This window comes from Actinomyces bouchesdurhonensis, assembly GCF_963540955.1.
In the GTDB taxonomy this organism is placed as follows: Bacteria; Actinomycetota; Actinomycetes; order Actinomycetales; family Actinomycetaceae; genus Pauljensenia; species Pauljensenia bouchesdurhonensis.
Window position 1 is genome coordinate 1 of the sequence record NZ_CAUTSL010000018.1, and the last position, 25,918, is coordinate 25,918.

Consider the following 25,918-nt stretch of genomic DNA (forward strand, 5'->3'; position numbering starts at 1 on the left):
CGGTGCCGTCGGAGACGACCGCGACCGTGTTGGCCTTCATGGTCAGCAGGTGGGCTTTCTGGGGCATGTCGTGGATGGCGGTGCACACGCGGGCAACGCCGGGGGTGTAGGCGCGCGAGAGGTCATCACGGTTACGCAGGGGCACCTTGGAGTGGATTTCCACCTTGCCGCCGATGTGGCTCATGAAGGTCTGGTCGGCAACCGAGTCGGAGGCCACGCCAGGCAGCGCGTTGATGACGTCACGGACCTCGCGACGGTGTTCGGAATCGCGCATGTCGCACGTCAGGTCGATGATGATGCGCCCGCGATCGGAGTCGGCCACGTCCAGGCCCTTGATCTCCGCTCCGGTTGCGGAGACCACGTCGACGATGGACGCGATCGAGGTGGTCTTCTCGTCCACCTCGATGCGGTAGGAGGCGGTGTACGACGGCGAAGTGCGCATGTCTGTCCTTTCGTTGGGCGCTCGGCCAGGCGGCCTGGCTGTCCTCTGTCGTTCATCCTAGGGACAGTTGGTGGTGCTTCGGTAGGGGAAGGCCACAACGTGGACAGGTGGGCGCGGTGAGGGACGAGGCCGGGGCGGGCTATCGGGGCCGCGCAGGGAGCGCGAACGCGCGGTGAGGGACGAGGCCGGGGCGGACTATCGGGGCCGCGCGCGGGGCGCGAATGCGGGGTCGGGATACGACGGGGGCCGGGATCGCATGCGATCCCGGCCCCCCAACGGGAGTGCGGATGCCTCAGGCTCCGACCATCTCCATGATGAGCTCGCGCACGCGGGCGGCGTCTGCCTGCCCGCGGGTGGCCTTCATGACCGCTCCGACGAGGGCGCCGGCCGCCTGGACCTTGCCGCCCTTGATTTTCTCGACGATGTCGGGGTGGGCGTCCAGGGCCTCCTGGACGGCCGCGGTGAGGGCACCGTCGTCGGAGACGACCTCGAGGCCTCGGGCTTCGACGACCTGCGTCGGGTCGCCTTCGCCCGCGAGGACACCCTCGAGGGCCTGGCGCGCCAGCTTGTCGTTGATGCGGCCCGCGTCGATGAGACCCTGGAGCTCAGCGACCTGAGCGGGGCTAACCCCGGCCTCGTCGAGGGGAACCTCGCGTTCCTTGGCGCGGCGCGAGATCTCGCCCATCCACCACTTGCGGGCGGAGGCGGGATCGCAGCCCGCGGCGACCGTGGCCTCGATGAGCTCAAGGGCGTCGGCGTTGATGACGTCGCGCATCTCCATGTCCGCATACCCCCACTCGGTGCGCAGGCGGCGACGCTTGGCGACGGGCAGCTCGGGCAGCGAGGCGCGCAGCTCCTCGACCCACGCCGAATCCGGGCGGATCGGCACCAGGTCGGGCTCGGGGAAGTAGCGGTAGTCCTCGGAATCCGACTTCTCGCGGCCGGACGACGTGGAGCCGTCCTCCTCGTGGTAGTGGCGGGTCTCCTGCAGGATCGTGCCGCCCTCGGACAGGATCTGGGCCTGACGCTGCATCTCGTAGCGCACGGCGGAGGCGATGCCGCGGAAGGAGTTCACGTTCTTCGTCTCGGTGCGAGTGCCCAGTGGCGAGTCGGGCGTCGGGCGCAGCGACACGTTGATGTCGGCGCGCACGTTGCCGCGCTCCATGCGGGCCTCGGACACGTCGAGGGCACGGAAGATGTCGCGCAGGGCCTGCACGTAGGCGGCGGCCACCTCGGGCGCGCGCTCGCCGGCGCCCTCGATCGGACGGGTCACGATCTCCACGAGCGGCACGCCCGCACGGTTGTAATCCACGAGCGAGTGATCCGCGCCCTGGATGCGCCCGTCCGCACCACCGATGTGCGTGTTCTTGCCCGCGTCCTCCTCCATGTGCGCGCGCTCAATCTGCACGCGGAACATGGTGCCGTCCTCAAGCTCGACGTCGACGTACCCGTCGTGCGCGATCGGCTCGTCGGACTGAGAGGTCTGGAAGGCCTTCGTCAGGTCCGGGTAGAAGTAGTTCTTACGCGCGAAACGGCAGTACTCCGCAATCTCGCAGTTCAGGGCCAGGCCGATCTTGATGGCGTACTCGACGGCCTTGTGGTTGACGACCGGCAGGGAGCCGGGCAGGCCCAGCGACACGGGGGTCACGAAGGTGTTCGGGTCGCCACCAAACGCGTTGGGGGCCGCGTCGAACATCTTGGTCGTGGTGCCCAGCTCGACGTGCACCTCAATGCCGAGAACCGGGTCGAAGCGGCGGGCCGCCTCGTCGTAATCCATGAGCTCAGTCATCACTTTTCCTCCCAGTTAGCTGCGGGGCACTGACCCGCCACGTCGTCGCTGAGGGCTTCCACGAGGGAGGCCACCTTGTACATGATCAGGTCGCCGCGCGCGGGGGCCAGGACCTGGAAGCCGATCGGCAGGCCCTGCGAGGACACGCCGTTCGGGATGTTCATGCCGGGGATGCCCGCCAGGTTCGCGGGGATCGTGGCGACGTCGTAGAGGTACATGGCCAGCGGGTCGGAGGTCTTCTCACCGAACTTGAAGGCCGTCTCGGGGGCCGTGGGCGACACGAGGACGTCGACCTGGTCGAAGACCGCGTCGAAGTCACGCTGGATGAGCGTGCGGACCTTCTGGGCGCTGCCGTAGTAGGCGTCGTAGTAGCCGGCCGACAGGACGTGCGTGCCCAGGATGATGCGGCGCTTGACCTCGTCGCCGAAGCCGGCCTCGCGGGTGGCGGCCATGACGCGCTCGGCGGTCACGGGGCCCTCGGTGGGCTCGACGCGGATGCCGTAGCGCATGCCGTCGAAGCGCGCCAGGTTCGAGGAGACCTCGGCAGGCATGATCAGGTAGTAGGCGCCGAGCGAGTACTCCAGGTGCGGGCAGGAGACCTCGACGATCTGCGCACCCGCCTCGCGCAGCTTCTCGACGGTGGCGTTGAAGGCCTCGATAACGTCCTGTTGGTAGCCCTCGCCGCTCAGCTCCTTAACGACGCCGACCTTCAGGCCCTTCATGGAACCCTGCGCGGCCACGTTTTCAACGGCCTCGCGCAGGGCAGGAACCGGCTCATTCAGGGAGGTCGAATCGTGGGGATCGAAGCCGCCGACCAGCTCGGTTAAGGCAGCCGCGTCGGCGACCGTGCGGGTAACGGGACCGATCTGGTCCAGGGACGAGGCCATGGCCACCAGGCCGTAACGCGACACCGCGCCGTAGGTGGGCTTGGCGCCGACCGTGCCGGTCACGAACGCAGGCTGGCGGATCGAGCCGCCTGTGTCGGAACCGAGCGCGAGGGGCACCATGTAGGCAGCGACAGCCGCGGCGGAGCCACCGCCGGAGCCGCCGGGAATGCGCTCGGTGTCCCAGGGGTTCTTGGTCGCACCGAAGGCGGAGTGCTCGGTGGACGACCCCATGGCGAACTCGTCCATGTTGGTCTTGCCGACAATCGGCAGCCCGGCTTCCTTGATCTTGGTAGTGACGGTCGCGTCGTAAGGAGGCTCCCAGTCGCCCAGGATCTTCGAGGCGCAGGTGGTGCGCAGGCCGCGCGTCACGATGTTGTCCTTCAAGGCGATCGGCACGCCCGCCAGACGGTGCAGCGTCTCCCCCGCGGCGCGGCGCGCATCCACGTCGGCGGCGGTCGCCAGGGCACCCTCACGGTCGACGGTGATGAAGGCGTTGACGCGATCGTCGATTGCGTCGATACGATCCAGGCACGCCTGGGTCAACTCGACGGAGGTGATCTGGCCCACAGCCAGCATGTCCGCCAACTCCAGCGCGTTCTTCTTCAACAGCTCGTTCATCAGTCCTCCCCTAGGATCTGCGGAACCAGAAACATGCCGTCCTGGGCGGCGGGCGCCTGAGCGAGCACCTCGTCTCGGTCCACGGTCTGCCCCACCACGTCCTCGCGCCACACGTTGGTGAGCGGGATCGGGTGGGAGGTGGCGGGAACTTCGGGGGTGGCGACCTCGGACACCTTGGAGACGGCGTCGGCGATCGCGTCGAGTTCACCCGCGAAGCGCGTGATCTCCTCGTCGGTCAATGCAACATGGGCCAGGCCCGCGACGCGGGCGACCTCGTCAGTACTAATGCGTGACATGTGTGGCATCCTACCCGTATGGTCTTTTCACAGCGACGCCAACTCACCAGGCAGACGTGGTCGATCGTCAAAAAAGCGGGAATCGCGCTGCTCGCCGCCCAGGCGGCCGCAGTCGTGACCGTGCACGCGATCGACCGCATGCGCACCGCCCGTATCCCCGGTGGCGTGCACGGTTTCCCGACCCTGCCTCCTGCCGACACGCAGATCGGCGACACCGTGGCGCGCACGTACACGGAGGGACACTCCCTGTACGAGGACATGCTGGAGGCCATCGAAGGGGCGACGCATCACATTTATTTCGAGACCTTCATTTGGCGCTCGGATAGCTGGGGACAGCGATTCAAGGACGCGCTGATCGCCGCCGCGCAACGCGGCGTCGAGGTCTTCTGCGTGTGGGACGGCTTCGGTGTCCTCAACCAGGATCCGCGCTTCTACAAGTTCCCCGCGATACCGAACCTGCACGTGCGCAAGTTCCCGACGCTGCGCTCGGGCCTGTTCACCCTGAACATTCGCCGCACGGGCCAGGATCACCGCAAGATCCTCGTGGTCGACGGCGAGGTCGGCTTTGTCGGCGGCTACAACATCGGCGACCCGTTCGCGAACGAGTGGCGCGACACCCACGTGCGCATCACGGGCGGGGCCGTGTGGGAGCTAGAGAACGGCTTCGTGGACTTCTGGAATCACTTCCGCCCCAAAACCTGCCCGGAGCTGCCTGATCAGGGTGCGCGCGCGTGGAGCGCGGACGTGACTGCGCAGTTCAATCTGCCCCACAACCTGCTCTACCCGATCCGAGGCATGTACATCGACGCGATCGAGCGGGCGACCGACCGCGTGCTCATCACGACGGCGTATTTCATCCCGGACCGCGAGGTCCTCGGCTCCCTGATCGCTGCCGCCCGCCGTGGCGTGCGCGTCCAGGTGCTGATACCCGAGTATTCCAATCACATCCTGGCGGACTGGGTTGCGCGCCCCTACTACGGGGAGCTGCTGCGCGAGGGCGTGGAGATCTGGCTGTACCAGCACGCGATGGTCCACTCGAAGACGATGACGGTGGATGGCCGTTGGTCGACGATTGGCACTGCGAACATCGATCGCCTGTCGATGCGCGGCAACTACGAGGTGTGCCTGCAGTTCTTCTCGCGCCCGCTCGCCGCGCGCATGGAGGAGATTTTCAACAACGACCTGACGACGGCCCGCCGCCTGACGATCGACGAGTGGGAGAAGCGCTCGATGCTGACCCGTTTCGGCGAACTCCTCCTGGGTCCCTTCGAGCCTTTCGTCTAACCGGTCTTTCCGCCCCTCCTAGCGCGCTCAGCCCCGGCCTCGTCACAGGCCGACGGCCGCCAGGCCTCCCTCGAGGAGGTCCGCGAACTGCTGCTCGGTGATCACGGGGACGCCCAGGGCCTCGGCCTTGGTGGCCTTGGATCCCGCGCCGGGACCTGCGACCACGAGCGAGGTCTTCTTCGAGACCGAGCCCGCCGCCTTACCGCCGCGCGCGGTGATCGCCTCCTTGGCGCCCTCGCGGTCGTATCCGGGCATCGCGCCCGAGACGACGATGGTGAGACCCGCGAGGACGTCCGACGCCTCCTCGGGGGCCTCGTCGGCCATGCGCACGCCCGCGCGCGCCCACGCCTGAAGCACCTCCAGGTGCCAGTCGACCGTGAACCAGTCGCGCAGGGAGCGGCCGATTTCCTCGCCCACGCCCTCGACGGCGGACAGCTCCTCGACCGAGGCGGCGCGCAGGGCGTCCATCGAGCGGAAGGTGTCCGCGAGCGCGCGGGCCGCCGTGGGGCCGACGTGGCGGATGGACAGGGCGACGAGGACGCGCGCGAGGGGCTGGCTCTTGGCCTTGTCCAGCTCGGCGAGCATCTTCTCGGTGCCCTTGGAGGCGCTGGGCTCAATCGGCTCGAAGACGGTCTGCCCGCGCAGCTTGCGGGGCTTGTAGGCCTTCGTCCAGAAGTAGCGGACCTGCTTCCAGTCCCCGGTTTCCTCGCCCTTTTTCTTGACGGGCTTCCACACCATGACGTCGCGCAGATCCTCGGCTCGCAGGTCGAAGAGGGCGGCCTCGGTGCGCAGGGCGGGGGCCTGCGGGGCGGGCAGGAGAGCTTCGGCGCGGGTGATCTGCTCGCCGTGGGGCAGGTCGCGGCCGCCCTCGAGGGTGATGACGGTACCGTCCTCGAGCGTGACGGCGTGGCCGGCGACCAGGGCGGCGGCCACCTCGTCGCGGTCGCTCTCGGGCTGGGTCATCGCCAGCGCCGACTCGTCGCCGAGCCCCTCGACGTCCAGGGCGGAGCGTGCGCCCACGTGGGCGAGGCGCTCGGTGATCTGCGCGGGGCACGCGCCCTTGTTGGGGCAGCGCAGGTCGACGTCGCCCTCCTTCTCCTGGACGAGCGCGGTCCCACAGGAGGGGCACTGCTCCGGCATGACGAAGGGGCGCTCGGAGCCGTTGCGCGCGTCCTCGACGGGCGCGACGATCTCGGGGATGACGTCGCCGGCCTTGCGCAGGACGACGAGGTCGCCGATCAGGACTCCCTTGCGGGCGACCTCCTGGGCGTTGTGCAGAGTTGCGCGCGAGACATTCGATCCGGCGACCAGCACGGTGTCCATGACGCCGTAGGGGGTGACGCGGCCGGTGCGGCCCACCTGGACGCGGATGTCGAGCAGGCGCGTGTGGACTTCCTCGGGCGGGAACTTGTAGGCGGCGGCCCACCGGGGCGTGCGCGAGGTCGAGCCGAGGGAGCGCTGGAGGGCCAGGTCGTTGACCTTGACGACGACGCCGTCGATCTCGTGGACGAGGCCGTGGCGGTCCGCGCCGATCTCGGCGATCCGCTCCTCGATGACCTCGCGGCCCGTGAGCACGCGGGTGTAGGGCGAGACGGGCAGGCCCCAGTCGCGCAGCTGCTCGTACCAGCCCATCTGGGTGGTCGGCTCGGTGAAGTCCTTCCCGGCCTCGACGAAGCCGATGCCGTGGGCGACCATCGCGAGGGGGCGCTTGGCGGTCTCGGCCGGGTCTTTTTGGCGCAGGGAACCCGCGGCGGCGTTGCGCGCGTTGACGAAAGTTTTTTCGCCTGCCTCGACCCGGGCCTCGTTGAAGGCGGCGAAGTCGGCGACCGGGAAGTAGACCTCGCCGCGCACCTCGATGCGCGCGGGGACGGTGCCGGTGAGGGCCTGCGGGATCGACGCGATCGTGCGGGCGTTGGCGGTGACGTCCTCGCCGACGTAGCCGTCGCCTCGGGTGGCGGCGCGCACGAGGCGGCCGCTGTCGTAGAGAAGGTTGATGGACAGGCCGTCGACCTTCACCTCGGTCGTCATCTCCAGGTCGGCAATGCCGGTGGCCTCGGCCATGCGATTCTCCCACCCGGCGAGCTCCTCGAGGGAGAACACGTCGTCGAGCGACATCATCTGGGCGAGGTGGCGCACCTCGGTAAAGCCGGTGTCGACGCTGCCGCCCACGCTCATCGTGGGCGAATCCGCGCCGCGCAGCTGCGGGTAACGCTCCTCGATTTCCTCGACCTCGCGGTACATGCGGTCATAGTCTGCGTCCGCGAGGGTCGGCGAATCACGGTCGTAGTAGGCCGCTCGGGCCTCGTTGATGCGCTCAACGAGGTCGTTGTAACGGTCGCGGGTCATCTCGAACGTGGAGTCAGCCATGAGGTCCATTCTTGCATTGTGTGGCTCCCTCGGGCGCCGCTCGGGCGCAACCACCTCCCCAGGTGGCGTTATCCACATCCGTTGGGAGCGCAAACCGGTTATCCACAGGGGTCTCGTCACACTCGGCCCTATCCACAGTGGGCGCGCTCGCGCTTGAAGAGGCGTGAATGCAGCGAGATCGTGGAGATATGAACGATTCCGCCTGCCTGGCACGCACGGCCCTACGCACCGACCTCCACCTGGCGTGCGTGGAGGGACCCGACGTCGGACTCGTCATCGCGCCCGGAACAGTGGGACGCGCCGGGCAGGTGCCTTTGGCGTGCTCGAGCATCGCGCGCGAGCACGCCACGTTTTCCACCCGGGCTGGCAGAGCACACCTGCGTACCGCCACCGGAGCCTCGCCGATCCAGGTGTGTACCCGCCTGGGCCTGTGGCGGCGTCTGCACCGAAAGAATCGGCTCGCCCCCGGCAGGAGACTTCGTGTCGGAGCGGACACCTTCGAGGTCCGCTCGCGCCCGTGGACCCTGGCATGGCCTGGCGTTGATCGACGAGGCAGAGCCACGTCACCGGGAGCCGCTTTCCTTCGCGGTGCTCCCCTCGTCTCGTTCCTCGTCATGGCCTCACTGATGGTGTGGCGGCTCCGCTCGGTGCCCGTATCGCCTCGAGTGCTCTGGACTCTCGGGGGTGTCATTGGGGTCCTCGCGTGCGTTTGCGTCCTCGCAGTGCTCAGGCGTGTACACAGGCGTAAGCGTGGATGGGACGGGGCGGCTTTGGCTCTCGTGCTCGCCTCACTACCCACCGCAAGCGTTCCCCCGCGCGAGCGTAGTGTGGCCGTGTGGCCCGGACGAGCAACGTGGCTTCGGCGACGAGTGGCACTGGTCGCTCCCTCATCGTCCTCGCGACCTGACGACGCCGCCTCGCTCGGCATCGCGGGCAGCCACGGAGCCGAGTGCGCCTTGTGGTGCGCGGGACAAGTGGCCGCACAAATGGGCGGGGCACGCGTCTGGTGGAATCACCGATCTCCTGTTCTGCTCGGTGCGCAGGCCGTGGACATACACGTCACCGACCGAGAAACTTGCCCCTCATGCGCGCGCGGCAACTCCAATGAGAAGTCCATCGCCGTGCTGCACATCGGCTACGCCAGCCACATCGCCGACCTACCCTCCTGGTGCGCGCGCGTGTGCGTGAGCGATGAACTGCCCGTCTCACCACGGTGGTGGTGGACGGTGACGCGCACAACGAATCAAGACTGCCTGCCGAAGCGCGTCGATTGGGATCCTCACGCATCTGTCGGCACCGTTGGCAGTCTCAGCGTCGTTATCGGACACGCGCAGTCCGGACCCGTCGCCCTGGACCTCGTCTCGGACGGACCGCACGCCCTCGTCGCCGGGTGTACGGGATCAGGTAAGTCGGAGGCGCTGCTGGGCTGGCTCGCCTCGATCGCCCACTGCTATTCGCCTGAGCGCGTGCGTTTCATCCTCATCGACTACAAGGGCGGCTCCACGTTCGCGCGGCTGGCAGATCTGCCCCACACGCAGGCGCTGCTCACTGATCTTGACGCGGGGGCCACGGCACGAGCACTGGACGGGATCGCATCGGTCCTGCGGAGCCGTGAGGCAACTCTCGCCGACATGGGGCTACCCGACCTCGCGTCGTGGGAAAGAGCCCACGATACCGCCCCCGACACCGTCGCTGCGCCTCCTCCGCGTCTCATCGTCGCAATCGACGAATTCCGGGTCCTGGCTGACACGCATCCTTCGTCAATGGACGTTCTGCTGCGCTTGGCGGCCCAGGGACGCAGCCTCGGCCTCCACCTGATTGCCGCGACGCAGCGTCCCTCGGGGGCAATCAACGCGAGTATGCGCGCCAACATGGACATTCGCTTGGCCTTGCGGTGTGTGAGCGCCGCCGACTCCACGGACATCCTGGGGGACTGCCGCGCCTCTGCTCTGCCGCGTGTGCCCGGGCGCGCGGTGCTGGCGGGTGTAGGCACACTGCAGCTCACGTATATGGCTGACGTCGCCAGGGTCGTGGATGGATGCGGCAAGCGGTGGCCGAGGGCCTGCTCGGCCCCTCTGTGGGCGCCCGCCCTTCCTGACACTCTCTCATGGGAGGACATTGACGAGGCCTTTGCGGGGGTGAGCGTAGACACCGCTCTTACCCACCACGCCGCCGCCTCATCGCACGACTGCGGGATGAACGGTCCGTGTGCCCTGGCGCTCGGCCTCGTCGAAGGGATCGAGTCTCACTCGGCTCTTGTGTGGGATGGCGGCAGTATCCAGATTCAGACCAGCGCACACGAGGGGTCCCTCGCTGCCCGGTGGGTCCTGGCAATTGCCACAAGGATCGCCGGGGCGATCGACGTTCCCCTCCACGTCATCGCAGAGGAGGATGCTGTCGGAGCATCCTCCCTCTTGTCCGCATCTGACGTCGGGGCAATCGATCTGCTTCAAGGCGTGTGCGAAAACGGTCCTGCGGTCCTTGCTATCACCGACGTCTCGGCCCTACGATCCAATCTGGCCGAAGGACTGTCGATTCCCCAGGCCGAAGAGCTGTGGGCCTCGCTTCTGGGTAGGGCCAGGCGCGCCGGAATCGTCATCGTCGCCGCGTACGCCGGACGATTTACCTCCTCAACCTCAGCGATGGGAGCGTTCTCCATGCGGCTTGTGCGCGCCAGGGAGGCGAACGAGGCCCTACACGCGGGCCTGTCCCCGAGCGACCTTCGTTCCCTTGCGTCCGGACAGGCTCTCCTCGTGCGCCCGGGTGAGCCGACCGTTCTCGCATGCATCCCGATGGAGATGACGCCCCTGCAGCCCCGTCAAAGCGCGCGTTCGCTGTCTGGGGCGCGCGCGTGGCGCATTCCCTCTGCCAAAGAACTTGCATCATTGGTCAGTAATTCATCCATGCCTGCTCTGATAGGGCCTGAATACGCTCCCTCACAATGGCTCTGTGACAAACCTTGGATCGTCATTGGCTCGGACTCTGGTGTGCAGGTCCTGACCGATCTGCACGATGCTCTCGGGTGGAATCCCCCCACGATCGTCGATGTCATACCCGAGGCCGCATGGACTCGTATTACACGCTGGGACGGGCTTCGCGTGCTTGCATTGAATCCGTCCGACAATGTCATTCGGGCGCTTATACGCTCGAGTCACACATACCCATTGTCGATTGTGGCACGCCGCTGGAGTCCCTCATGCGGGCTTGTCTGCGAGGGTGGTACCCTAACAACTATTCAACTGACCATAGGGTCAGTTACAACCTAAGTCCCATTTTTTTCGCTCACCGTGACCAGGCACATAGTGACATCTCCGCATCACTCTCTCCTCCACCTTGCGCGACAAACATGACCATCGGACACTGACAGTCGAAGAATCGAAATCCCATAGCGCACGGTTACCCAAGGAGAACACATATGGATTGGCGCAGCAAGGCAGCATGCTTGACAGTCGACCCCGAACTCTTCTTCCCGATCGGGAACACGGGGCCTGCCATCAGTCAGGTCGCCCAAGCCAAAGCCGTGTGCCGCGAATGCATCGTGAAAGGTATCTGCCTGCAGTGGGCCATCGACAATAACCAGGACTCAGGCGTCTGGGGCGGCATGAGCGAGGAAGAACGCCGCTCCCTCAAACGCCGCGCCGCACGAGCGCGCCGCGCCGGCTGCTAAACGCCTCAACGACACACGACCGAGGCCGGGGATCCGACACGGATCCCCGGCCCGGGCACGTCATGAGGTGCAGCGCACCCGCTCGCCGCTCAGGCGGGATCGAGGTTGATCATCAGTGTCACGAGAGTGCCGCCACCCTCGCGAGGAGTCCACTCGATGGACCCCCTCAGTTCGCCGCGCACCATCTGTTGGACGATCTGCGTGCCCAGGCCAGTCATGGGTGTGCCCGGCGCGAAGCCGAGGCCATCGTCCGCAACGGTCACCGTCATCGACAGGCCTTCGCGCCGAGCACTCACTTCGATACGGCCATCGCGGTCAGCCAAGCCGTGCTCGACGGAGTTCGCTACCAGCTCGTTGAGGACCGTTGCCAGCGCCTGCGCCTGGTCGGCGGAAATTGTCCCGAACTGGCCGGTCGTAACCACCTCGACACCATGATCGGTGGAGGCGATTGCCCCCGCCATGCGCACAATCGTGCGGGCAACCTCGTCGAAGTCGACGGATTCATCAACGTTTTGGGACAGGGCGGCGTGCACAGTCGCAATGGCTTGAACGCGGCGTTCTGCCTCAGCGAGGGCGACCTTGACGGCGTCTTCGCACGAGCGTCGAGACTGTAGACGCAACAATGCGGAGACGGTCTGAAGGTTGTTCTTGACGCGGTGGTGAATCTCGCGGATCGTTGCATCCTTCGTCATGAGTTCCTGCTCGTGGCGATGGACCTCGGAGACATCGCGCAGGAGGATGACGGCACCGAGCCGCTTGCGCCCGTTAACCAGGGGAAGCGCGCGCAGGGAAATGGTCGACGCGCGCGCGGCAATTTCGACGCGCCACGAGGCACGGCCCATCACGACGACGGCCATTGATTCTTCGATGAAAGTTCCCTCGCCGATGACGTCGGTGATTTCTTGGGCCAGGACTTTGCCTTTGACGTCGTAGCGGATGCCGAGGCGACGCAGACAGGACACGGCGTTGGGGGTGACCTGCTGGACACGACCGTCGGCGTCGATAAGAAGTGCGCCGTCGAGGACGCGGGGCACGCCGTGGGATGTGACCTGCGGGGTAGAGTCGTAGGGGTAGTCGCCATTGGCGATCATCTGACACAGCGTGTCTGCGGCGGCTGTGGTCCACCCTTCGAATCCGAGGGATAGGCGCGGGCTGGACAGGTTTTCCTCGCGGGTGACGACGGCAATAATACGACCGTCGTGGCACACGGGCACGCAGGTTTCCATCATTGAGTAGGTGCCCGCCCAGCGTGCGGCGGTTGAGCGCACGACCTTCCCTGTCTGGATGGCGCGGTGCAGGTCGACTTCGCGGGCGGCGGGCAGGTGCAGACCGATGATGTCGTCGACGTGGACGGTGGAGGAGGTTGCGGGGCGGCAGTGGGCGGCGGCGATGAACCTGCCGTCGTCTGTGGGCAACCACAGGACCAGGTCGGCGGCCGCGAGGTCGGCGAGCACCTGCCAGTCGGCTCGGAGCAGGTGCAGCCAATCGGTGTCTTGTTCAGACAGCGGGGTCGATGATGCTTCTTCCGCTAACTGCATGAGGCTACGCATGGCTCTACTCTAGTGGGAGCGGGGACACAAAGCTGACCCGCCTTTGTAAATGAGCGCCGGGCCACGCTTGGGCGACGACATCGAGAGAGGGAAAACCTTGGAATTTAGCCAGTCTGTTACCTACCCGGGCACGGTCGACGAGGTCGTCGCCATGTTCCTGAGCTCGGGCTACCAGGAGCGTCGTTTCGGTTCCTTCGTGGTGGAAGGCTCCTCGTCGACGGTCGTGGAGGGCGAGCGCATCACGTTCTCGGGCACGGTTCGCCCCGAGCTCATCCCCCCGGCCGCGTCGCGCTTTGTCAAGGGCGACCTGCGCGTAACCTTCGTGGAGGAGTGGAGCAGGGAGGAGGCAGTGGCGCGGTCTCGCTCGACGGTGACCGTGGAGGGCGCGCCGGTTTCGTTCCGGGCCGTCTCCGTCCTGTCCCCCTCGGGTCAGGGGGCCGAGCGCGACGTGACGGGCGATGTGTCGGTGCGTATCCCGCTGCTGGGCGGGCGCATCGAGAAGGAGGCGGTGGCACGCGCCGGGCGTGTGATCGAGCGCGAACGCGAGCTTGCCGCCTCGTGGCTGGAGGAGCACCGCTGAGGGCTCTCTACGCTCTGCGAGGAACCCCGCCCGCGCGGCACGAATGCTGGGCGGGCGGGGTCTTTTGGCGCGACAATGGTCCCATGAGTGATACCCCGAAGTCCCTGTTTATGCAGCGTACGGGCGTGCGTCAGTACGTCGCCCGCAACCAGGATGGCGCCGAGATTCTGGTCGGGCACGGCCCGGGCCGTTTCTCCCCCGGTGACCTGCTCAAGCTCGCGATCGCGGGCTGTAAGGCGATGAGCTCGGACGCGCGCATGGCGGCCCGCCTGGGCGACGATTTCGAGCAGTTCGTCGGCGTGTCCGCGGACTACGACCAGGAACACGACCGTTTCACGCACGTGGACGTCGAGCTGGTCCAGGACATGTCGGCCCTGTCCGACGAGGAGATCGCGGACCTTGAGCGCCGCGCCAACGCCGCCATTGATCGCAATTGCACGATCGCGCACTCGGTCGTTGATCAGGCGCTGCCGGCCTCGCACGCGTGGACGAACGAGAGGATCGACTGACATGGCCGGGATCGACCGTCAGTACGAGGATCTGCTCGCGCGCATCATGGCCGAGGGCACCCCGAAGGGGGATCGCACCGGCACGGGCACGCGTTCGATCTTCGGGGCGCAGCTGCGCTACGACTTGTCCCTGGGCTTCCCGCTGATCACGACGAAGCGCGTGCACCTCAAGTCGGTGGTGGGCGAGCTGCTCTGGTTCCTGTCGGGGTCGTCGAACGTGTCCTGGCTCCAGGACAATGGGATCCGTATCTGGAACGAGTGGGCGGACGAGGACGGCGAGCTGGGCCCGGTGTACGGCGTCCAGTGGCGTTCGTGGAACGCCGGGGACGGGCGCCGTATCGACCAGATTTCCCAGGTCCTTGAGACGCTGAAGACGAACCCAGATTCGCGTCGCATGGTGGTCTCCGCGTGGAACGTCGGTGACCTGCCCGAGATGGCGCTTGAGCCCTGCCACGCGTTCTTCCAGCTGTACGTGGCCGACGGCCGCCTGTCGCTGCAGCTCTACCAGCGCAGCGCTGACATGTTCCTGGGGGTTCCCTTCAACATCGCGTCCTACTCGCTGCTCACCCACATGTTCGCCCAGCAGGCGGGCCTTGAGGTCGGCGATTTCATTTGGACGGGCGGGGACTGCCACATCTACTCCAACCACACGGAGCAGGTGACCGAGCAGCTGAGCCGTGAGCCGTACCCGTTCCCGCACCTGGAGCTGACAAAGGCTCCCTCGATGTTCGAGTACTCCTTCGATGACATTTCGGTGACGGACTACCAGCATCACCCCACGATCAAGGCACCGGTCGCCGTATGACGAAGGTCGCGGCGATCTGGGCGCAGGATAGCAACGGGATTCTCGGGTCGGGCACGGCCATGTCGTGGCACGTCCCGGCGGATTTCCGCCACTTCAAGGACTCCACGATGGGCTGCCCGATCATCATGGGTCGGCGCTCGTGGGAGGCCCTTGGCAAGGCGTTGCCGGGCCGCACGAACATCGTGATCACCCGCTCGGGCGGCTACGAGGCGCCGGGAGCGACCGTCGTCTCCTCCGTTGAGGAGGCGCTTGAGGTCGCGCGAGAGGAGACCGCCTCCACGGGTGCCCCCTACATCTGGATCACGGGCGGGGCTCAGCTCTATGCGCAGACTCTCCCGCTCCTGGACGAGGCCGTGGTGACCGACCTGGAGTTGGACGTGGCCGCGAGCGCGCCGGAAGGTTCGTCGTTCGTGTACGCGCCGCCGTTGGATCCGTCGCTGTGGCGCCGGGACGAGTCGCGCTCCGATAGCGAGTGGCGTGAACGCTCGGGCGACGCCCGCTGGAGGGTGAGTACCTGGGTGCAGCGCTGAGCGCTCCCCCGCTGTGGCCTCTGTCCGGCAAGGCCCCGCGCATCGCGCGGGGCCTTCGTCGTAGGATGCATTGTGCCCTCATCACCTTTGCTGACGAATCCGACGCTGCGCGCGCTCGTGGCGATCGCGCTGTTTACGTACACGGCGCAGAACATGCTCAACGTGTCGATCGCTCCCCTGTCACGTGCCCTGAACCTGCCCGAGTGGATCGTGGGCGCCGCCGTGTCGCTGGCGGCGGCCTCGGTGACGGCGCTGAGCCAGTTCTGGGGGCGCCGCTCCATCGCCTGGGGGCGCAGGCGCGTCATCCTGCTGGCTCTTTTCTTAGCGCTCACGGCGGGCACGCTCTTTTCGGCGGCCGTGTGGGCGCGAGCGGCCGGCTCCATCGGCGCTTTCCTGGCTGCGGGTGCCATCATGGCGGCGCGCGGCCCCTTCTTCGGCGCGGCCGTCGCGGCAATCCCTCCGACCGGCCAAGCACTCGTCGCCGAGGTCACCCCGGACGAGGCTTCGCGCGTGCGCGGCACGTCCGCGTTCTCCGGCGCGATCAGCCTGTCCGTCATGGTGGGTTCCCTCGTCTCGTCGGCGCTGGGCGCGTGGTGGATTTTCGGGCCCGTGCACGCGACCCCGCTCTTCGTCCTCGTCGCGCTGGGCATCGCCCTCATCTGGCTGCCCGGCGACGGAGCGTCCACCCGCACAAGGCGGCGCCTAGCCCGCCTGACCGGTGAGGACACGGAACCCGAAGAGGCGGCCCCGGCCTCGTCGACGGAATCGGCGAACGATAACGCGAGCGGGGCGAAGGCCACCGGCGAGCTGCCCCCGCGCGTGCGATGGACCGACCGGCGCATCGCGCCGTGGATCGCCTCGGTGTTCGGCATCTACTTCGCCAATGGCGTCGTTCAGATCACGATGGGCTTTCTCGTGCAGGACCGCGGCGGGCTCGAGCCCGCGCCCGCCGTTTCCGTCACCGCCCTCATGCTGCTGGCCAACGCCGCCGGAGCCATGCTCATGCAGCTGATCGTCGTGCCACGCCTGGGGTGGGGGCCTCGCGCCCTGTTGCGCGCGGGCATGACGCTCGCCCTCGTGGCTCTCGCATGCCTGACGATCGCGCCGTCGCTGTGGGCGCTGGCAGTCTCGACGTTTGCGATGGGCGTCGCCTCGGGCATGGCCTCCCCCGGCTACTCGGCGGGCGCGTCCCTGGCAGTGAGCGCGCGCGAGCAGGGCGGCATCGCCGGCGTCATCAACGCGACCGGCGCGATCACGTGGATCGTGGCCCCCGTGAGCGCCACCGCCCTGTACGGCTGGATGCCCCTGTCACCCTTCCTCCTCGCACTGTCCCTCGTTACACTGTCGTGTTCGTGCGCGTGGTTGCTCCTACGCAAGCTGGACATCTCGTCCCGTGCGCGAGACTAGGACGAGTGCCCCACGCCTCACAGCGCGCTCGGCGCTATCCTAGGGAGGTACGTAAGCCCTACGCGAAGGAGCCACCTGTGGCACAAGAAACCCGCACCGAAACCGACTCGATGGGAGCCGTTGAGGTCCCCGCGAACCGCTATTGGGGCGCTCAGACCGAGCGTTCGCTGCACAACTTCGACATTGGACGCAACACCTTCGTGTGGGGCCGCCCGATGGTGCGTGCCCTTGGCATCCTGAAGAAGTCCGCGGCCCTGGCCAACGCCGAGCTGGGCGAGCTGCCCGCCGACATCGCCGGCTACATCGCGCAGGCCGGCGACGAAGTCATCTCCGGCAAGCTCGACGACAACTTCCCTCTGGTCGTCTTCCAGACCGGCTCAGGCACGCAGTCGAACATGAACGCTAACGAGGTCATTTCCAACCGCGCGATCGAACTCGCGGGCGGCACCATGGGTACCAAGTCCCCCGTGCACCCCAACGACCACGTGAACCGCGGCCAGTCCTCGAACGACACCTTCCCCACCGCCATGCACATCGCGGTTGTCTCCGAGCTGCACGACATGTACCCGCGCGTGCGCCAGCTGCGCGACACCCTGGACAAGAAGGCCAAGGAGTTCGACGACGTCATCATGGTGGGCCGCACTCACCTGCAGGACGCGACCCCGATCCGCCTGGGCCAGGTCATCTCCGGCTGGGTTGCTCAGATCGACTTCGCCCTCGACGGCATCGAGTACGCGGACACGCGTGCGCGCGAGCTGGCCATCGGTGGCACCGCCGTGGGCACCGGCCTGAACGCTCACCCGAAGTTCGGCGAGCTCACCGCGAAGAAGATCTCCGAGGAGACGGGCATCGAGTTCAAGCAGGCCAGCAACCTGTTCGCCGCCCTGGGCGCGCACGACGCGCTGGTGCTGGTTTCGGGCGCGCTGCGCGTCCTGGCCGACGCCCTCATGAAGATCGCGAACGACGTGCGCTGGTACGCGTCCGGCCCGCGTAACGGCATCGGTGAGCTGATCATCCCCGAGAACGAGCCGGGTTCGTCCATCATGCCGGGCAAGGTCAACCCGACCCAGTGCGAGGCCATGACCATGGTCGCCACCCAGGTCTTCGGCAACGACGCGACGGTCGGCTTCGCCGGCTCGCAGGGCAACTTCCAGCTCAACGTCTTCAAGCCCGTCATGGCGTGGAACGTCCTGGAGTCCATCCGCCTGCTGGGCGACGTCTGCGTGTCCTTCGATACGCACTGCGCGTACGGCATCGAGCCGAACTACGAGAAGATCAAGCACAACCTGAACATCAACCTCATGCAGGTGACGGCCCTGAATCGCCACATCGGCTACGACAAGGCCTCCAAGATCGCGAAGAACGCGCATCACAAGGGCCTGTCGCTGCGCGAGTCTGCCCTCGAGCTGGGCTTCCTGACCGCTGAGGAGTTCGACGCGTGGGTGGTTCCCGCCGACATGACGCACCCCAGCGCCGCCGACGAGTGATCCGCTTCAGGCGCGCTGACGTTTCGGCCCCGGTCTCGCATGAGGCCGGGGCCGGTTTCATCTGCACGAGGCCGGGGCCGCTTGCACATTCGAGCCCCGTCCACTCCCCGCCGGCGCCACCGTCACCGACCTACGCCACCGACCGACGCCACCTACACGGTTCCCCAACAATGTCGCACGTAATTCCCCAACTTATCCTTCAAGTTTTGAATGTCCATCGTTGGCAGTTCAAGGAAAAAGGTAGCACTCTAAAACTGACCCAATGAAATTACGTGCGAGAATCTTGGGAAGGGCAGAGGGGATGCGCGGGGGCAAGAGGGACCAAGATGAAATAAACCTCCAGATCACGCAGTTACGTGTCATGTAAACAATCGGAGGGGACCATGACGCACACACTCACCACCTACAACGAGGCCGTCCACACAGCCCTGCACATCCTGGCTACAGATATGGGATACGAGATTCCCCCCTCGGACACGTCGCAGGAGCGCGCCTATCTGCGCGCCCTCATGAACATCCGCGGCCCCGCTCCCCTGCCTGATGGCTACCCGGAGGCCGAGGCGATTGTCCTCGACGCCGAGCGTGAGCGGACAGGAACCGCGACCTGGGAGAATGCCACGGCCTCGCCGGTTCATCCGAGAATGGCGCTGTGGCGCGGTGACATTACGCGCCTGGAGGTCGACGCGATCGTCAACGCGGCAAACTCAGCGTTGCTCGGATGCCGGACGCCCGGGCACACCTGTATCGACAACGCGATCCACAGCGCAGCTGGGCTCGAACTGCGGCAGGCATGCGCCGAGGTCATGGCTGAGCGCGCACGCGGCGACGGCTCCTCGGGATTCCCGACGGGCGAAGCCGTCCTCACCCCCGGTTTCCACCTGCCCTCGCGCTTCGTCATCCACACGGTCGGCCCCATCGTGAGCGGAGAGCTCACTGACGAGCACCGGGAGGCCCTGACCCGCTCGTACCGGCGATGCCTGGAGGAGGCGGCAGCACATGGGCTCAACACGGTGGCGTTCTGCTGCATTTCCACGGGTGTCTTCGGCTTCCCGCAGGAGGAGGCGGCCCGTATCGCGGTGTCAACCGTCACCGATTTCCTTGACTCTGGCACCCCGGGCGCGTCCGAGCTGCGCGTCATTGTCGACGTCTTCGGCGACCACGACGAGGCCCTGTACCGCGCCCTTCTCGGACTCTGATCCCATCAACGATTGAGGAGACACCATGAGCCGACCCACCACCCTGCGCGAGGCTATCGACAGCGCTGACGTGATCCTCATCGGTGCGGGTGCCGGCCTGTCCGCCGCCGACGGCGACAATCACTCTGGCCCGGTTTTCGATGAACGTTTCGCGGATTTTCGCGCCGAGCGCGGCATCACGGACGCCTACTCGGGCGGCTTCTATCCCTTCCCCACGTCGGAGGAACGCTGGGCGTTTTGGAGCCGCATGATTTCCCTGCTGCGCTACGAGGCCGGCCCAGGGCAGGTGTACGCGGACCTGCTGGACCTCGTGCGCGGTCGCGACTACTTCGTGATCACCACGAACGTCGATCACCGTTTCCAAGATTCCGGCTTCGACAAGGAGCGCTTGTTCTACACGCAGGGCGATTACGGGCTGCTGCAATGTTCGGCGCCCTGCCACGACGCGACGTACGACAACGAGTCGTGGGTGCGTGAAGCGGTGGCCAGTCAGGAGGGCATGCGTATCCCGTCGGAGCTGGTCCCCCGCTGCCCGAGGTGCGGGGAGGAGATGACGACGAACCTGCGCGTTGACAACCGTTTCGTTCAGGATGATGGATGGATGGCGGCTGCCGGTCGTTATCAGGACTTCTTGGAGCGCACGTCGAGCGGCCGCGTGCTTCACCTTGAGTTGGGCGTCGGTATGAATACGCCGAGCATCATCAAGTTTCCGTTCTGGCGGCGCGTGTTCGACAATCCGGAGGCGACCTACGCGTGCGTTGCGCTGGATGCTGTGGCTCCCGCAGAGATCTCGGATCGTTCGCTCGTCATTCGCGGCGACATCGCCGAGACCCTGGCGAGCGCGCGCGAATAACGAACCGGACCTCGTCCCTACCTCTGGGCGCGCGCTTTCCGCCGCATCTTCAGGATCGTCGAGGCGATGATGGAGAGCAGGAAGATGTTGAAGAGGATCGCGCCGACGCTCGGGGAGACGAGCGTGGCCACGAGGCGCCCGACGGGGGCAGTGGCCGCCGCGGAGGCGCCGACGATGAGGCCGACACGCAGGTCGACCATGCGGTGGCGCAGGTAGGTGACGGTGCCCGCGATGCCGGTGGGGATCATGACGAGGAGGGAGGTGCCGCGCGCGATCAGGTCTCCCGCGCCGACGGCGAGTTCCATGCCGGGCACGATGAAGGATCCGCCGCCCACGCCGACCAGGCCGGAGAGGATGCCAGCGCACAGGCCGACCAGGATCAGCAGAACGCACGAGGCCGGGGTGAGCAAGACGGCCCCCTCGCGCGTGGGGACGTGCAGGTATTGGGAGACGATGACGAAGAGAGTGAAGCCGATGAGGATCCACGGCAGGGCGGGCGCGGGGAGGCGGCGCAGGAGCCACACGCCGATTTGGGAGCCGACGAGCGCGCCGAGGGCGAGGAGAGCGGCGCCCGCCCAGGAGACCTCGCCGTGCAGGGCATAGGTGCCCGACCCGACGGCGGCCGTCACGATGATGGCGGCAAGGGAGGTGGCCGAGGCGCGGCGCTGATCCATGCCCAGGACGGCCATGAGGGCTGGCACGATGACGAGGCCGCCGCCCACCCCGAAGAGTCCGGAGAGGAATCCGGCGCCCACGCCCGTCGCGATGACGAGGAGAACACGGCTGACGGTGATGCGCTGGGAGTCGGTGTCAGGCATGCCTTCACTGTAGTACCGCGCTGGTGGGCCTTCCGGGGTGGGGATTCACTACGCGCGAAATGCGTTTCCGCGCCCTGTTTGCGTTGGTTTGGCAGGCGTAGACTCCTCCCATCGACGAAAGGAAACAAGATGTCCAATGTTCTGATCGTGTCGGGTCACCCGCGTCTCGGCCAGGATTCGGTGGCGAATAAGACAATCCTGGAGGAGTTAGCGGTGCTTCTCCCCGAGGCTAAAATCGACGTCCTTGACGAGTTGTACCCCGACTATGTGATTGATGTTGAGGCGGAGCAAGCGAAGCTTCGCGGTGCCGACGTCATCGTATTGCAGTATCCACTGTGGTGGTACGGCTGGCCGTCGCTGCTACAGAAGTGGGTGGAGGACGTGTTCGTGCGCGGTTTCAGCCACGGGTCCACGGGTACAGCTCTGAAAGCCAAGAAGCTGGTGGTATCACTGACGACGGGCGCACCGGAATCCTACTATTGCGCTCAGCCGGGAGGCATTGACCGTTTCTTGGCCCCGGTCAAAGCGACGAGCGCACTGACGGGCCTGGAGTTCGCGGGGAACCTGCCGCTGTTCGGGGTGTCGTATGCGAATCGCACGGATGAGGCGGCTCGCACCGACATGGTGGCGCGTTCACGCGAGCATGCGGCTCGCCTCGCGGACTTCGTCTCCGCCCTCTGAGCTGTCCCTCCCCTGCCGTCAGGCGGGATGAGAACCCGTCCCAGGCCTCGTCAATCCCTTCACGAGGCCTGGGCCGTGTCGGGAGAACTCAGTTGGTCTTCGTGTTGGTCGGGTGACGTCCGATGTAGCCGATGTAGACCTTGTTCGTTTTTTTCGTATCCGCGTAGTAGTACATTCGCGGAGCTCTTTGGTTGCGATGCGTCGGGGCAAAGTGCGTCCACATTTCAATATAGCCGCGGCTGTCCACATCGCTAGGAACCGGCAGCATGCGTTCAAGCCGCATCTTGCGCGTTGTCTTCACGCTGTGGCCTTCGTTGCGCTTGTGCCTCTTGAGTCCGCACGTGAAATACCCATCCGGCTGCGCCAGCAAGTATTCCTCGACATCCCCGGCGGTAAAATCGCCCGTCTCACGCGCACGCATGTAGTCGCGCAGCACGAGAATGTAGTTCCAAAACTCAGCCGCGTAGTGGCTTTCCGCCAAGTCATCAAGCGCGAGGATGTCGTCCATCATCTTGTCGGGGGCACTGAATTCGACGTAGCGCGTGACCATCTCATAGCCGCCCTGAGTCATCCGATCGAAGAGTTCTGACATGCTCTTGGGTGAATCAGCCAGCCACGAATCATCGGGTGCCATCCCTTGGTCACTCGCGTCGGGGTGTCTCAGCTTCCATTCGAGGGACCGGTTTCTCTTACTCAGCCTCTCCCTCTCTTGCTGGCTCGCAAGCAGCTGTTCTGCAATCGCTTTCTTCTCTTCCTTGAGCTCCTCGATCTCCCGGCTCTGATGAGAAGCTTCCTCCAGCAGTTCCTCCGCGACACGTAGCTCATCCGCGAGCGCGTCTCGCTTGTGCGCAAGCTGTGCGTGCGCGTCGTTCATGGCGTCCAGGCCGCTCTCCAGCGCGGCGACACCGCTTTCCAGCTCGGTGTGCGAGCGCGGGTTGAACGCGGGCAGGAAGCGGCGAATCAGGCGGCGCAGCGGCTCGTACCATGCCAAGTGCTGGGACTGGCCGCGCTGCGGGGCAGGTTCGGACGTCGCAGGCCTGACGTCCACCTCGCGGGCGCTGGTCCGAAGAGGGGCTTCCTCTTGCTCCTCGCGGGCAGGCACGCGCGCGTCCTCGACCGGTCCCCCCGCGTCGCTGGCGGCTGCGGAGAAAGACTCGGCGACCCGCTGGCGCACCTTCTCGTCGAGCAGTTCCACCGTCCGCTCGCTCTCGCGCAGCGGGTGGAACGTCGGCACCGACAGGCGTTTCTTATCCAAGGGCGCCTGGGCCCGACGAAGCTCCTTGTCGAGGCCGTTTTCCCATAGGTACTCGCAGGGCGTTCGCGCGATGATCGCCGACAGTTCAGGACGGAACTGCTTGTTTTTCTCGTCATAACCACGGAGCAGCGTGCCCGCGGTCAGCACCCTGTGGCGGAGCCTGTCGGTTGGTTCGTCTGCTCGAAAGCCGGGAAGGTAGGTTCGCAGGCTTCCCTTGGGCATGGCGCACCCCTGTCCGATCCTGGCATGGAACTGGCGGTAGGCCTCGGGCGTGAGCAGAAAGTAGGACGCGCAGCCCAGGGAGTTCTTCGTCAGGGAACGCAGGATGTCTTTCCAACGGCATTCCGCCTCGAGGGAGCCTAAGTCGCTCCCGTCCGTGAGCGGGGCGGCCACGACGACGGATGCGCGCCGACGCTCATCACGAATCCAGCCGATCAACTGCTCCACCTGTTCCTCGTCGGCGACGGATTGGGGGGAGTCCGACAGCGGCATGCCGCGGTCGTGGCAGTGGCCCTCGGTGATGAGGTCGCGGACCAGCGCGGGTGGCTTCGCGTCCCATTCGCCCTCGCGCGGAGGGGTAACCTCCACCCAGAGAACGTCCCGATAGCGCGATTCCTTGGTCGCGTGCAACGCGTAGACGCGCGTGGTCCACTGGTCGCCGCCGCCTCTGCGCTCGACCATCTCCAGGAGTTGGCGCTCGTAGTGTCTATCCTCTGACGCTTCTGACAGCTTGGTCGCGACGACGTCTGCTGTCTCGTCCCATTTGGAGGTGAGCTCTCCGAAACGGTAGATCCCCTCAGCGTCGCATTCCACGCCCGCGCGCGAGCCCCCGGGCGGGTACTTCTTGTTCACCCACTCGTGGAAGAGGCGGTCTGCGGTTTGCAGCGCTCCTTCCCGACTGTTCAGTTCGACGATTGCCCTGTAGCCTCGAGCCATAACACTCAACCCTCGTTCGACGCTGACGGACGGATTATGTGCGACAGCATACAACTACCGAATAACCATCAAAGCATCATGAAGCACCCACTTACGAGATGCGCATCACATACAGTTTCCTGATCTCGTGAATGGACGAGGCCGGGGCTGGGTTAGTGAACTCGGTGTCCTTCCTGCGGGCAAGAGACCAGCGAAGCCGTAGGAGCATCATCGACCACGGATGAAGAGCGCATTCGGCCACACGCCTCGGGATGCCGCTGACAGTATGCGAGCAAGCCCTTGACTTGGGAGGGCATGGGACGCAGGTGCACGAACACGATCGGGTGTGCAACGCCCGCCCCACCTGAACCGAGAACGCGGTGCGTACACGATCCTCGATGCCAGGTCGCATAGTCTCCAGTAAAACCGTGCAGCGCACGTCCCTCTTGCCCAACAGGGTGACGGTATCAGCCATGACGATGCGTCTCCATGGGGCAAGGGCAATGCGGATCACTCAACAATCACAGTGAAGACATCACGGGCCACGATCGCCATGCAAGCCACGCCAAGTGGCCAAATACAACGAAGGCCGCGACGCCGCGAGGCCTTCACGCCCCGATAGCATGCGTCCGATCAGCCGCCCGTCCACTTCTTCCAACCGTCGGACCAATGGGTCGATAACATATCCTTAGCGCCTTCCTCAATTCGCTGTTGCACGTCGAGCGGCACGAGTTCTTCGTAGGTAGCAGACACTCCCCACGCAACCAGCGACCCCGCGACGACCGGTGCGGCAGCAGCCGCGATCCCAGATACGGAGACAACCAGGGGAGCGGCGAACGAAGCAGCGACCGCTGAGGCGATAAGCCCCTCTGCTGCGGTCTTGACCGGGGTGTCGCTGGTGTACGCTTCTCCAAAACTCCACAGCGCACCGATCCCTTTTCCGAGCAGGCGCACTCCCCTCTTTGCGACTTTGGCGACACCACTCGCCGCTTCTGCTTCCTGCCCGATTTTGCTCTTGGACGCGGCCTTTTCAACCGCCTCCTCGGACGCCTCTTGCGCTCCTGCTCTCACTGCAGGATTTCCGGAGCGCTCCCTCACTTTCTCGCGGACCGCTTCGAGGGCTTTTGCGCGTTTGCTTGCAACCGGACCATCAATCTTATAATCGGCATACTGAATCAGCGTGTCCATCGTATAGTCGGTACTGACTTGTTCGGCAGCATTAATCATCAATTCACAGAATCTATCGAGGTAATTGGAGGACTCTGCGTCTGAACACCACGGATCAATATAGTCAACGACCGCTTTGGCGATTTTACTACGCGCTTTGTTCGCATCAGCACTGCATGACGCATAGTGGTCGCTTAACTGTTTCTGCCGCGCAAGATCACTATTCTGGTCTTGCGCGGAGCCCACGCACGGGGTACGTTCCACCGTCGGAGGCAAGCCCGGCTGCGCGATCTGAAAGTCAGGGTGAATGATATACCAATCTACGACGGTGAGACCCGCTCGTCGAGCCTCGCCGCGAATACGGCTCATCTCCTGCTCACTCCAGCGAAGCTGATTCGCATAACTGCGCACGCCCTCGGCACTTTTACGACAAAACCGCTGAAACTCGAAAGCCAGATCGCGGAAACGATACCCAAAGTCGTTGTAGGCCTGGCCCGTTTCCCCTTCCCATGCGCCAACACTCGCCTGATACGCATAGTCGTCCCAATCATAAGCGGCATACATCGCCGAAGCGAGTTTCTCCAAGGCATCCGCGCACGAATCCACCGATGCTCGGTCTTCCACCAATTTGGTATCAATATAGGTGGGACTCTCGGTCTCTTGATTCACCATGTCGCAAACCTCTTCTGCAATGCACGGAAACGAGATGCGCAATTCATATCATTCCCGTTGGCCTCGTCCATGAAGTCGCTAGTGATGTCCGCAGCTTGTTGACTGATCCATATAATGGAATCACGTCCGCACGTCATTGTGAG

At 65.6% G+C, this 25,918-nt stretch carries 21 protein-coding genes; 12 read left to right on the forward strand and 9 right to left on the reverse strand.

The genetic code is table 11. The annotated features are described in order from the left end of the window. The 4 genes from RYL44_RS04545 to gatC all read right to left on the reverse strand — a co-directional run. Positions 1-442, reverse strand: a 442-nt coding sequence (locus tag RYL44_RS04545) for an ACT domain-containing protein (protein WP_314975215.1), incomplete at its 3' end; no start/stop codon positions are given. A 292-nt stretch (positions 443-734) separates the two neighbouring features. Then, positions 735-2,231: an Asp-tRNA(Asn)/Glu-tRNA(Gln) amidotransferase subunit GatB gene (gene gatB / locus RYL44_RS04550; RefSeq protein WP_314975216.1), complete on the reverse strand. Its 1,497-nt coding sequence runs from the start codon at positions 2,229-2,231 to the stop codon at positions 735-737. Further along, a complete protein-coding gene (gene gatA / locus RYL44_RS04555; RefSeq protein WP_314975217.1) occupies positions 2,231-3,736 on the reverse strand; it encodes an Asp-tRNA(Asn)/Glu-tRNA(Gln) amidotransferase subunit GatA in 1,506 nt (501 codons plus the stop codon). The genes gatB and gatA overlap by 1 nt, the downstream gene beginning before the upstream one ends. Further along, on the reverse strand, positions 3,736-4,032 hold the full coding sequence (gene gatC, locus RYL44_RS04560) for an Asp-tRNA(Asn)/Glu-tRNA(Gln) amidotransferase subunit GatC (RefSeq protein WP_073982962.1): 297 nt from the start codon (positions 4,030-4,032) through the stop codon (positions 3,736-3,738). The genes gatA and gatC overlap by 1 nt, the downstream gene beginning before the upstream one ends. An 18-nt stretch (positions 4,033-4,050) precedes the next feature. Between gatC and RYL44_RS04565 the strand changes: the two genes are divergently transcribed. Next, positions 4,051-5,316 (forward strand): phospholipase D-like domain-containing protein, encoded by a 1,266-nt coding sequence (locus tag RYL44_RS04565; protein ID WP_314975218.1) that lies wholly within the window; start codon positions 4,051-4,053, stop codon positions 5,314-5,316. Positions 5,317-5,358: 42 nt separating this feature from the next. Here RYL44_RS04565 and ligA read toward each other — a convergent pair whose 3' ends face one another. After that, positions 5,359-7,692: an NAD-dependent DNA ligase LigA gene (gene ligA, locus RYL44_RS04570; RefSeq protein ID WP_314975219.1), complete on the reverse strand. Its 2,334-nt coding sequence runs from the start codon at positions 7,690-7,692 to the stop codon at positions 5,359-5,361. A 179-nt stretch (positions 7,693-7,871) separates the two neighbouring features. Here ligA and RYL44_RS04575 point away from each other — a divergent pair, with 179 nt between their 5' ends. Beyond that, on the forward strand, positions 7,872-10,949 hold the full coding sequence (locus RYL44_RS04575) for an FtsK/SpoIIIE domain-containing protein (RefSeq protein ID WP_314975220.1): 3,078 nt from the start codon (positions 7,872-7,874) through the stop codon (positions 10,947-10,949). Between the two features lie 149 nt (positions 10,950-11,098). Further along, entirely contained in the window at positions 11,099-11,350 is a 252-nt protein-coding gene (locus tag RYL44_RS04580) for a WhiB family transcriptional regulator (RefSeq protein WP_073982964.1), read from the forward strand. Positions 11,351-11,439: 89 nt separating this feature from the next. Here RYL44_RS04580 and RYL44_RS04585 read toward each other — a convergent pair whose 3' ends face one another. After that, complete coding sequence (locus RYL44_RS04585) at positions 11,440-12,900, reverse strand: sensor histidine kinase (protein ID WP_276740019.1); 1,461 nt, start codon at positions 12,898-12,900, stop codon at positions 11,440-11,442. 97 nt (positions 12,901-12,997) lie between these two features. Here RYL44_RS04585 and RYL44_RS04590 point away from each other — a divergent pair, with 97 nt between their 5' ends. The 8 genes from RYL44_RS04590 to RYL44_RS04625 all read left to right on the forward strand — a co-directional run bounded on the left by RYL44_RS04590 (position 12,998) and on the right by RYL44_RS04625 (position 20,267). Further along, the gene (locus tag RYL44_RS04590; protein WP_129582501.1) at positions 12,998-13,480 is read left to right on the forward strand and encodes a DUF2505 domain-containing protein; all 483 of its coding nucleotides are present in this window, start codon (positions 12,998-13,000) and stop codon (positions 13,478-13,480) included. An 83-nt stretch (positions 13,481-13,563) separates the two neighbouring features. Next, on the forward strand, positions 13,564-13,989 hold the full coding sequence (locus RYL44_RS04595; RefSeq protein ID WP_314975221.1) for an OsmC family protein: 426 nt from the start codon (positions 13,564-13,566) through the stop codon (positions 13,987-13,989). Between the two features lies 1 nt (position 13,990). After that, complete coding sequence (locus tag RYL44_RS04600; RefSeq protein WP_314975222.1) at positions 13,991-14,794, forward strand: thymidylate synthase; 804 nt, start codon at positions 13,991-13,993, stop codon at positions 14,792-14,794. Then, positions 14,791-15,324: a dihydrofolate reductase gene (locus RYL44_RS04605; protein WP_073982970.1), complete on the forward strand. Its 534-nt coding sequence runs from the start codon at positions 14,791-14,793 to the stop codon at positions 15,322-15,324. The genes RYL44_RS04600 and RYL44_RS04605 overlap by 4 nt, the downstream gene beginning before the upstream one ends. Before the next feature lie 72 nt (positions 15,325-15,396). After that, positions 15,397-16,731 carry an MFS transporter gene (locus tag RYL44_RS04610; RefSeq protein ID WP_314975223.1) on the forward strand — a complete coding sequence of 445 codons (1,335 nt, stop codon included), beginning with the start codon at positions 15,397-15,399 and terminating at the stop codon, positions 16,729-16,731. A gap of 77 nt (positions 16,732-16,808) precedes the next feature. Further along, positions 16,809-18,218 (forward strand): class II fumarate hydratase, encoded by a 1,410-nt coding sequence (gene fumC, locus RYL44_RS04615; RefSeq protein ID WP_073982971.1) that lies wholly within the window; start codon positions 16,809-16,811, stop codon positions 18,216-18,218. Positions 18,219-18,601: 383 nt separating this feature from the next. Continuing rightward, the gene (locus tag RYL44_RS04620; RefSeq protein ID WP_314975224.1) at positions 18,602-19,414 is read left to right on the forward strand and encodes a macro domain-containing protein; all 813 of its coding nucleotides are present in this window, start codon (positions 18,602-18,604) and stop codon (positions 19,412-19,414) included. Positions 19,415-19,439: 25 nt separating this feature from the next. Continuing rightward, positions 19,440-20,267 carry an SIR2 family NAD-dependent protein deacylase gene (locus RYL44_RS04625; RefSeq protein WP_314975225.1) on the forward strand — a complete coding sequence of 276 codons (828 nt, stop codon included), beginning with the start codon at positions 19,440-19,442 and terminating at the stop codon, positions 20,265-20,267. A gap of 17 nt (positions 20,268-20,284) precedes the next feature. Here the strand turns inward: RYL44_RS04625 and RYL44_RS04630 are convergent, their stop codons facing one another. Further along, positions 20,285-21,085, reverse strand: coding sequence for a sulfite exporter TauE/SafE family protein (locus tag RYL44_RS04630; protein ID WP_314975226.1), 801 nt, complete (start codon positions 21,083-21,085; stop codon positions 20,285-20,287). A 129-nt stretch (positions 21,086-21,214) separates the two neighbouring features. Between RYL44_RS04630 and RYL44_RS04635 the strand changes: the two genes are divergently transcribed. Continuing rightward, positions 21,215-21,766, forward strand: coding sequence for an NAD(P)H-dependent oxidoreductase (locus RYL44_RS04635; RefSeq protein ID WP_314975227.1), 552 nt, complete (start codon positions 21,215-21,217; stop codon positions 21,764-21,766). Between the two features lie 88 nt (positions 21,767-21,854). Here RYL44_RS04635 and RYL44_RS04640 read toward each other — a convergent pair whose 3' ends face one another. Together RYL44_RS04640 and RYL44_RS04645 are read right to left on the reverse strand one after the other, a co-directional pair. Further along, on the reverse strand, positions 21,855-23,957 hold the full coding sequence (locus RYL44_RS04640) for a hypothetical protein (protein ID WP_314975228.1): 2,103 nt from the start codon (positions 23,955-23,957) through the stop codon (positions 21,855-21,857). A gap of 612 nt (positions 23,958-24,569) precedes the next feature. Next, positions 24,570-25,775, reverse strand: a complete 1,206-nt coding sequence (locus RYL44_RS04645; protein ID WP_276740046.1) for a hypothetical protein — start codon at positions 25,773-25,775, stop codon at positions 24,570-24,572. Positions 25,776-25,918 lie beyond the last annotated feature (143 nt).